The following is an 8,133-nucleotide window of genomic DNA, read 5'->3' on the forward strand; positions in this document are numbered from 1 at the left end:
CCCTCTTATCCCGATATTCGAGTCATATGGTGACTTGTATGGATTACATGCGTCTTGGTCGCACAGGTGTGAAGGTCTCGCGGGTATGTCTCGGCATGATGAGCTACGGCGACCCCGCCCGGCAGGAGTGGGCGCTGCCGCAGGACCAGGCCGAGCCGATCGTCCGCAGGGCGGTCGACGCGGGCGTGACCTTCTTCGACACCGCCGACGTGTACAGCCACGGCGAGAGCGAGGTCGTGACCGGCAACCTGCTGCGCGCCGTCTTCCCGCGACGGGAGGACTACGTGCTGGCCACGAAGGTCTTCTTCCCGATGGGCAAGGGCCTCAACGACCGCGGCCTGTCGCGCAAGCACATCCACGCCGCCATCGACGCCTCGCTCCAGCGCCTCGGCACCGACTACGTCGACCTCTACCAGATCCACCGGTGGGACGACGAGACGCCGATCGAGGAGACGATGGAGGCGCTGCACGACGTGGTCAAGGCCGGCAAGGCCCGCTACATCGGCGCGTCCAGCATGTGGGCCTGGCAGTTCGCCAAGGCCCAGCACCTCGCCGAGGTCAACGGGTGGACGAAGTTCGTCTCCATGCAGAACCACTACAACCTCCTCTATCGCGAGGAGGAGCGCGAGATGCTCCCGCTCTGCGCGGACCAGGGCGTGGGCGTGATCCCGTGGAGCCCGCTCGCCCGCGGCGTGCTGGCCCGCGCGGGCTCCTCCGCCACGACGGCCAGGACGGGCTCCGACGCGCGGATCGGCGCCCTGTACGACGCCGAGAACGACAAGGCCGTGCTCGACCGGGTGGCCCAGGTGGCCCGCGACCGTGACCTGCCGGCCGCGCAGATCGCGCTGGCCTGGCTGCTGCACCAGCCCACTGTCACCGCGCCGATCGTCGGGGCGACGAAGGACCGGCACGTGGACGACGCGGTGGCCGCCGTGTCGGTGTCGTTGTCGGCGGAGGAGCTGGCGTTCCTGGCGGAGCCGTACCGGGCGCGCGAGGTGCGTTTCTGACGGTCCGGGATTGTCGGGGCCGCCTCCTAAGGTAGGGGCATGCGGGCGAACGATGAGGCGGCGGCGGCGCTGCAGGAATACGCGGAGCTGTTCGCGCTCTGCGGCGGCGACGCGTTCCGGGTGCGGAGCTACCAGAAGGCGGCCAAGGCGATAGCCGGGTTCCCGGAGGACATCTCGGTGGCCGACGTGCGCTCGGTCCCCGGGGTGGGCGAGGCGATCGCCAAGAAGATGGAGGAGTTCCTGCGGCGCGGGAGCTTCCGGCAGCTCGACGACCTGCGGGGGCGCGTCCCCGAGGGCGTGCGCCGGCTGACCCGGGTGCCCTCGCTGGGGCCCAAGACGGCGATCATGCTGTACGAGGAGTTCGGCATCGACTCCACCGCCGCGCTGACCGAGGCGATCACCTCCGGCCGCCTCGACGGTGTCAAGGGCCTCGGCCCGAAGACCCTGGCCAACCTGCTCAAGGGAGTCGAGCAGCTGGAGCAGTCGGGGCGCCGGGTCCACATCGGCATCGCGACGGCGCTGGCCGAGCAGGTGATGGCCTCGCTGCGGGCCGAGCGCATCGCCTACGCGGGCTCGCTGCGACGGATGAAGGACACGATCGGCGACATCGACATCCTCGCGGTGGCTCCCGAGTCGATCATGGACGACTTCCGCGCCCAGCCGTACGTCGCGGAGGTCATCGCCGCCGGCGACAAGAAGACGTCGATCCGCACCACGTCCGGCGTCCAGGTCGACCTGCGGGTGGTGCCGGCCGGCTCCTGGGGCGCGGCGATGCAGTACTTCACGGGCTCCAAGGAGCACAACGTCGCCATCAGGGAGATGGCCGTCAAGCGCGGCTGGAAGTTGTCCGAATACGGGCTGTTCGAGGGCGACCGGGTGATCGCCGCCGAGTCCGAGGAGGACATCTACGCGGCCCTGGGCATGCAGTACGTCCCACCGCCGCTGCGCGAGGACGGCGGCGAGGTCAAGGCGGCGCTGCGGGGCGAGCTGCCCGTCCTGGTGGAGCCGGCCGATCTCAAGGGCGACCTGCACACCCACACCGATCTGACCGACGGCATCGCCTCGCTCGACGACATGGTGGCCGCCGCCCACGCCCGCGGCTACACCTACTACGCGGTCACCGACCACGCGCCCGACCTGGCGATGCAGCGCATGACCCTGGACAAGGCACTGGAGCAGCGCGGCCTGGTCGCTCGGTTGCAGGAGAAATATCCCGACATGCGGCTGCTGCACGGCACCGAGCTCAACATCGCACCCGACGGGTCGGTCGACTGGCCGGGCGAGATCCTGCGGGAGTTCGACGTGTGCGTGGCCTCGGTCCACTCCCACTTCGGCATGTCACGCGACGAGATGACCCGCCGCTTCATCACCGCCTGCGAAAACCCGTACGTCGACATCATCGGCCACCCGACGACCCGCAAGATCGGCAAGCGGGACGGTGTCGACGCCGACTGGGACGCCGTCTTCCGGGCTGCGGCCCGCACCGGCACCGCCATGGAGATCGACTCCTTCCCCGACCGCTCCGACCTGCCCGCCGATCTCGTACGGCTGGCCAAGCACCACGGGGTGAAGTTCTCCATCGACAGCGACTCCCACGCGATCCCCCACCTGGCGCACCAGCGGTTCGGGGTGGGGATCGCGCAGCGGGCCTGGCTGACGACCGACGATGTGATCAACACCTGGCCCCTGGAGCGGCTCCTGGCCTTCTTCGGGCGTGAGACGGGCCGCGTCTGATCATCCGGTCCAGGGTCGCACCCGGTCGCGCCAGAGCCACAGGCCCTTGTGACCGCCGCTCTTGAGGCGTACCCAGTGTTCGGCGCCTTGGCCGGGGGCGGCGCAGGTAGCCGTCAGCGGTTCGTCCGACGGGGCCAGCCGGGCGCGTGCCGGGTAGCTCTCGCCCGGGCCCGACCTCAGGGGCACCGGGTGGTCGGTGTTGACGACGTACTGGCAGGTCGGGTCGTGCGCCGGGGTGGGCGACCAGAGGGCGACGTCGGCGGCACCCAGCAGGTCGGCGCGGTCGGCGTGCGCGTTCGAGGCTGGGGTGAGGAGTGCGTTGGCGGGGGCGAAGATGGAGGTGGGGGTGCTTTCCGGGGTGAAAGTGGTGACGGCGAGTGCGGCGGCCGTTCCCAGGCCGACGCCGGCGAGGATGCGGGTTACGCCTCCCATGGGTTCCCTTTCAGGCTTTGCGTGCGTCCGGCTGCACCATGCTCAACAAAAGGGTACTTAACGCCGCACATGGGGATATTTGGGCTTTTATTGGACATTGGTTGGTATGTCCGTGACGGTCAGCGGTCCGGCTCCTCTTGGCGGTGGTCCTGCTCGCCGTTGCGTTGGTCCTTCTCCTGCTTGTCGAGGCCGGTGAGGCGGGCGAGCGCCGCGAAGCCGTCCGGGCTCCCCGGCCAGTGGCGTTCCACCGCGGGCAGCCCGGCCCGCCGCACCACCGATCGGAGCACGGCCGCGACGATGATCGCGTCGTCGGCGTACCCGAGGACGGGGATGAAGTCCGGAACGAGGTCGATCGGGAACACGAGGTAGGCGAGAAGCAACATCAGCCGGATCCGTACGCCACGATGCAGGCTCCGGTCGGCCGCCAGTCTCCGGACAAGCCGCAGCATGTCCGGCAACAGCCGCAACGACTCCTGCAACAGCCCACCCCGCGGACGCACGACAAGAAGCGCCCCCAACAACCCGGCCCACGCCACCACCACGGCCACCACGACGGCGATCACCAGATCCCACCACCACGACCCGGTCACGTTCCCTCACCACCCTTACCACCACGACCCGGGCACGTTCCCTCACCCCCGCCAGCACGTAGCGGGCACACAGGGCTTGACCAGACACGCGGCGAACCCGCTGCCTGAGCGTGTCGAGGTGAGGCGAATTCCGTCTGCACGAAGGCCACCACGCCCGCGGCGCCGGCGTCGGCCATGGCGTCGAGGTACTCCTGGAACAGGACGCAGTTCCGGCGAACGATGTCGATGTCGATGTCGATGTCGACCCAGCGGCCGGGCATGTCGGCCGGAGCGGAGGTGATCAGACCGGGCAGCACAGACACCATCATCGCCCGCTTCCGCCCATTCCCGGACAGACCGTTCTCCCGATCATCTCATGGGCAGCGGCGAATCCGGCACCGCTCGCAGCGGAGAGCGCAGGGCGGTGGCCTCGGGGATAGCCGCGCCTGCCTGCGCCGACGCGGCATCGAGGCCGTTCAACGAGGCCGTTCAACGAGGCAAGCCTTTCGTTCAGCTGGGCTGTGCATCGATGGGCCGGCTTCCGTACTGTTCGGTCTCCGGGCGTTCGATCATCAAGACGTGTGCTGCGTGCTCCGCCACGGGCCGATGCCGGATGCCCGCGGGGACGACGAACAACTCACCGGCGTTGAGCGTAACCGGCGTCCGTCCGTCCATCTCGATGCGGAAACCCCCGTCCCAGCACAGGAACAATTCATCCTCGTCATGCTCATGCCAGGGGAACTCGCCGTCGAGCATGGCGATCCGCACCACGGTGTCGTTGGCCGTGGCCAGGTCGCGCTGCTGGAAGGGGCCGGGCAAGGAGGCGATGACCTTCTGGATCGAAACCGGCTCCATGTCATGTGTCGTCGTCATAGAACACATCCTTCGAGCAGCGCCACACATCCGCCAGAGCCAATCCGACGGTTTTGGTCCCCCGTTCCTCCGCGGTTGGGGGGCCGCCGGACGAGGGTGGCCTTACGGCGGCTCACCCCTTGGATGACCTTGTCGACCCTCACGGCGACGCGACCTAGGCCCTTGAGAACACGCGGTCTCGGGGCCGGCCTCAACCCTGGGGATGACAGACCGTGGGTGGATGTGGAGCGACGAAGAATACGAAAGAGTGTTCCCGCCACGCCGTCCGACCGGAGGAGGTCCGAGGATGCAGCCCGTGCAGAAGAAGTCGCGCAGACCATGGGCGCGCGTTCTCGCCGTTGTCACGGCACTGCTCGTCGCCGCCGGCGCCGGAGTCTCCTTGGCCTACCCTTCCGTCGCCGCTGCCACCTGCCCCGGCTGCTACGGCCTGACAGAGCTGGAGGAAGACGTGTACGGCGAAGCCGGCATGTCCGACCAGCAGCGGGCACAGGTGAGACTGGCGGTGAAGGAGGCCCGCGAACGAGTCGCCGACTTCTACGGCGGCCGGGTGAGCTCTCCCACCCTGCTCACCTGCGTGACCGAGGCCTGCTACGAACGCATCGGCGGCGGCAAGGAGCGCGGCGTGGCGGTGCTCAACCGCTCGGTGATGTTGTCACCCAGGGGCGTCGATCCGGTGATCGCCTCTCACGAGATGTCCCACGTCGAGTTGCACACCCGGCTGGAGTCGGGGGTCGAGATCCCGCAGTGGTTCGACGAGGGTTTGGCCGTGGTGGTCTCCGACGATGCCCGCTACCTGGCCCCGAAGCCGGCAACGGACGGCCGTCTCACCGGGAATCCGGCAGACCGCTGCCTCACGGCACCCACCGGTTCACTGCCCGTCACGCTGGATCAGTGGCTCACCGCGGCAAGCAAAGACGCCGGCACCTACGCTAAGTCCGCCTGCGCCGTGAGCCGCTGGCTCCACGCGAACGGCGGCCGTACGGCCCTCGCATCCCTGATCTCCCGCCTCAACGCCGGCGAGCCGTTCCCCTCCCTCGTACCGCCGCCCTGATCGCTGCGCTTGTGGTGGCGACCGCGAGAGTGCCGGTGAGGTGCCCAGCTCAGGCCCCTCATCGAGTACGCGGGGCCGTCGGCCGGACGACTGAGGATTCATCTGCACGTCGAAGGCCGCGCTGGAGACGCTCACCAAGGCTCGGCCGTCGAGCTCGGCCCGCTCGGCGTGCCGGTACAGGGGGCGCTGCTGCCGGGGATGCTGTTCGCCGCCTGCCACGCCTTCTCGCCACCAGCGTCACCACCGGCGGCCGGCCCTCTTGGCGTTCCCCTCGCCGAAGGCCCATCCCACAGGGCGGCGGTGTGACGCCGAACCCGCGTGCCAGCGGCTCCGTCACAGCGTCAACGACGCCACCCTGGTCCACGGATCCGCGATTCGCCCCAGTGCCCGGAGAACCGGCTTGCTCAGGCCGTTGAGGGGGTGGCCAAGAGCTGTTGGCGAGTGATCGAGCGGGCTGAGGGCGGGGCTGGGGTCCGGCCGGTGGACTGAACTTTGGGCAAAACGGGTGGAAGGCCGGTTGAGTGGTGGTTTCTGGGGCGGTTGTTTCCTGCGCGCTGTCGGGTATGCCCTCGGGTGGCTCAATGGAACGTTCCCCAACCCGTACCGATCCGCGCCCATGTCGGGGTCGTGAGGGAAGGGGGGCGTGGCGATGTGGCGAGATTGGATGGTTTGCAGGTAGGAAATGTGTAGTAGGCATCGGCAGAGAGGTGACGCCCATGAAACAGAAGGCCGGAGCGGCGATGGTGAAGCCGCTCCCCGACCACCTGTTCAAGATCCACGGCAACAGCACCGAGATGCGGTGGGAGGCCATGTCGGGGATGGGTTACCACACACCCAACGACCGCTTCTTCGTGCGCAACCACACCTCCACCCCGGTCCTCGACGTCACCACCTGGCGGCTGCGGGTCCACGGTGACGGCGTTCGGAGTCCACGCGAGTTCGGCTACGACGAACTGCGGGCCATGCCTTCACGCACCTACGACGCGGCGATCGAGTGTGCCGGCAACGGCCGCCGGTTCTACCGGACGCAACAGCACGACGGCACGCCCGGCACCCAATGGGGTCTCGGCGCGATCGGGGTGGCACGGTGGCGCGGCGTGCCGCTGAGAGACGTCCTCGCGGAGGCCGGCCTGCTCCCGGAGGCCGTGGACGTCCTGCCCACCGGGCTCGACGCGCCGTTCGAGGGCTATGGCCACGTACGCAGGCCACTGCCCGTCGAGAAGGCCATGGAGGATGTGCTCGTCGCCTATGAAATGAACGACGCCCCGCTTCCTCCCGACCATGGTTTTCCGGTGCGCCTGGTGGTGCCGGGATGGGTGGGAATAGCGTCCATCAAATGGCTCGGCGACATAGAAGTTTCAACGACCAAGCTGTTCACCCCGTGGAACACGGTTTTCTACCCGGACGTCACCACGCTGCCGGTGAAGAGCGCTTTCGAACTCCCCTGGAATGCACGCCTGCCCCTTCCCGGCCCGTACGTGCTGCGCGGGCGCTCCTGGTCGGGGCGCGGCAGGATCGTCCGGGTCGAGGTCAGCTTCGACGGCGGGACCAGCTGGCACGAGGCCGACCACCACGGGCCGCACCTGGTCAGGGCCTGGTTGCCGTGGCACATCATCTGGTCACCCCGCCACACCGGGCCTCACGTGCTCATGGCCAGGGCGACCGACGAGACCGGCGCCACACAACCACTGGTCACCCCCCGCCACCCGCTCGGTTATCACTTCGACGCGGTCGTACGGCATCCCGTTCATGTCGTGAGTGGATAGATAAATGTCACCGACACCGCTGAACTGGAGATTCTCTAAATGGAGGTCCGATGCATCTGAATTCATCTGAAAGACTCGCGCAGAAACCTTCTCGAAATCCCTCGATGTGATGCTTCTCATACCCAGGGAAAAGGAGAGCCGATGCGCCAGCTGACCGCACTCGACGCGCAGTTCCTCCACGTGGAGACGGCGACGACCGCCGCCCACGTGGCCGGTTTGGCGATCCTCGACTCGGCGGACGGCTCGGTCACCAGAGACGCGCTCGCAGACCTCCTGCTGGCCCGGCTGCACCTGTCTCCCGCGCTCAGCCTGCGGGTGGCCGAGGTGCCGCTCGGGCTGGACCACCCGTACTGGGTGTCCGACCTCGACTTCGACATCGACAACCACCTGTTCGAGACGACCTTGCCGCTGCCCGGCGATGACTGGCAGCTGGCCGAGACCGTGGCGGAGATCCACGCCCGCCGGCTCGACCGGGCGCATCCGCTGTGGGAGATGCACCTGATCAACGGCCTGGAGAACGGGCGGGTCGCCGTCTACACCAAGGTGCATCACGCCGCGATCGACGGCGTCTCGGGCGCGGAGACCCTCGCCGCGCTGCTCGACCTCACGCCGGACGGCCATCTCCGCTCTCGCGACCGCGCCGTCTCGACCTCGCGTACGCGCCCCTCGTCCCGCACCACCACCGCCCTCCGGACCACCAC

Annotated in this window: 9 protein-coding genes; 5 read left to right on the forward strand and 4 right to left on the reverse strand. The window is 68.5% G+C overall.

The window, feature by feature from the left end; translation table 11 throughout:
- Positions 1 to 38: 38 nt before the first annotated feature.
- Both E1286_RS17860 and polX read left to right on the forward strand, forming a co-directional pair.
- Positions 39 to 1,007 carry an aldo/keto reductase gene (locus tag E1286_RS17860; RefSeq protein WP_132613896.1) on the forward strand — a complete coding sequence of 323 codons (969 nt, stop codon included), beginning with the start codon at positions 39 to 41 and terminating at the stop codon, positions 1,005 to 1,007.
- A gap of 39 nt (positions 1,008 to 1,046) precedes the next feature.
- Positions 1,047 to 2,741: a DNA polymerase/3'-5' exonuclease PolX gene (gene polX / locus E1286_RS17865; RefSeq protein WP_132613898.1), complete on the forward strand. Its 1,695-nt coding sequence runs from the start codon at positions 1,047 to 1,049 to the stop codon at positions 2,739 to 2,741.
- Here polX and E1286_RS17870 read toward each other — a convergent pair whose 3' ends face one another.
- The 4 genes from E1286_RS17870 to E1286_RS17885 form a co-directional block, all read right to left on the reverse strand.
- Entirely contained in the window at positions 2,742 to 3,173 is a 432-nt protein-coding gene (locus tag E1286_RS17870; RefSeq protein WP_132613900.1) for a hypothetical protein, read from the reverse strand.
- Positions 3,174 to 3,292: 119 nt separating this feature from the next.
- Positions 3,293 to 3,763, reverse strand: coding sequence for a YkvA family protein (locus E1286_RS17875; protein ID WP_132613902.1), 471 nt, complete (start codon positions 3,761 to 3,763; stop codon positions 3,293 to 3,295).
- On the reverse strand, positions 3,760 to 4,059 hold the full coding sequence (locus tag E1286_RS17880) for a hypothetical protein (protein WP_132613904.1): 300 nt from the start codon (positions 4,057 to 4,059) through the stop codon (positions 3,760 to 3,762). The genes E1286_RS17875 and E1286_RS17880 overlap by 4 nt, the downstream gene beginning before the upstream one ends.
- Before the next feature lie 193 nt (positions 4,060 to 4,252).
- Positions 4,253 to 4,597, reverse strand: a complete 345-nt coding sequence (locus tag E1286_RS17885) for a cupin domain-containing protein (RefSeq protein WP_246074942.1) — start codon at positions 4,595 to 4,597, stop codon at positions 4,253 to 4,255.
- A gap of 304 nt (positions 4,598 to 4,901) precedes the next feature.
- Here E1286_RS17885 and E1286_RS17890 point away from each other — a divergent pair, with 304 nt between their 5' ends.
- The 3 genes from E1286_RS17890 to E1286_RS17900 all read left to right on the forward strand — a co-directional run.
- Positions 4,902 to 5,666, forward strand: coding sequence for a hypothetical protein (locus E1286_RS17890; protein WP_132613908.1), 765 nt, complete (start codon positions 4,902 to 4,904; stop codon positions 5,664 to 5,666).
- Positions 5,667 to 6,382: 716 nt separating this feature from the next.
- The gene (locus tag E1286_RS17895; protein ID WP_223190067.1) at positions 6,383 to 7,432 is read left to right on the forward strand and encodes a sulfite oxidase; all 1,050 of its coding nucleotides are present in this window, start codon (positions 6,383 to 6,385) and stop codon (positions 7,430 to 7,432) included.
- A 141-nt stretch (positions 7,433 to 7,573) separates the two neighbouring features.
- Positions 7,574 to 8,133, forward strand: a 560-nt coding sequence (locus tag E1286_RS17900) for a wax ester/triacylglycerol synthase family O-acyltransferase (RefSeq protein WP_223190069.1), incomplete at its 3' end; no start/stop codon positions are given.

The organism is Nonomuraea terrae, from assembly GCF_004348995.1.
Lineage (GTDB): Bacteria > Actinomycetota > Actinomycetes > Streptosporangiales > Streptosporangiaceae > Nonomuraea > Nonomuraea terrae.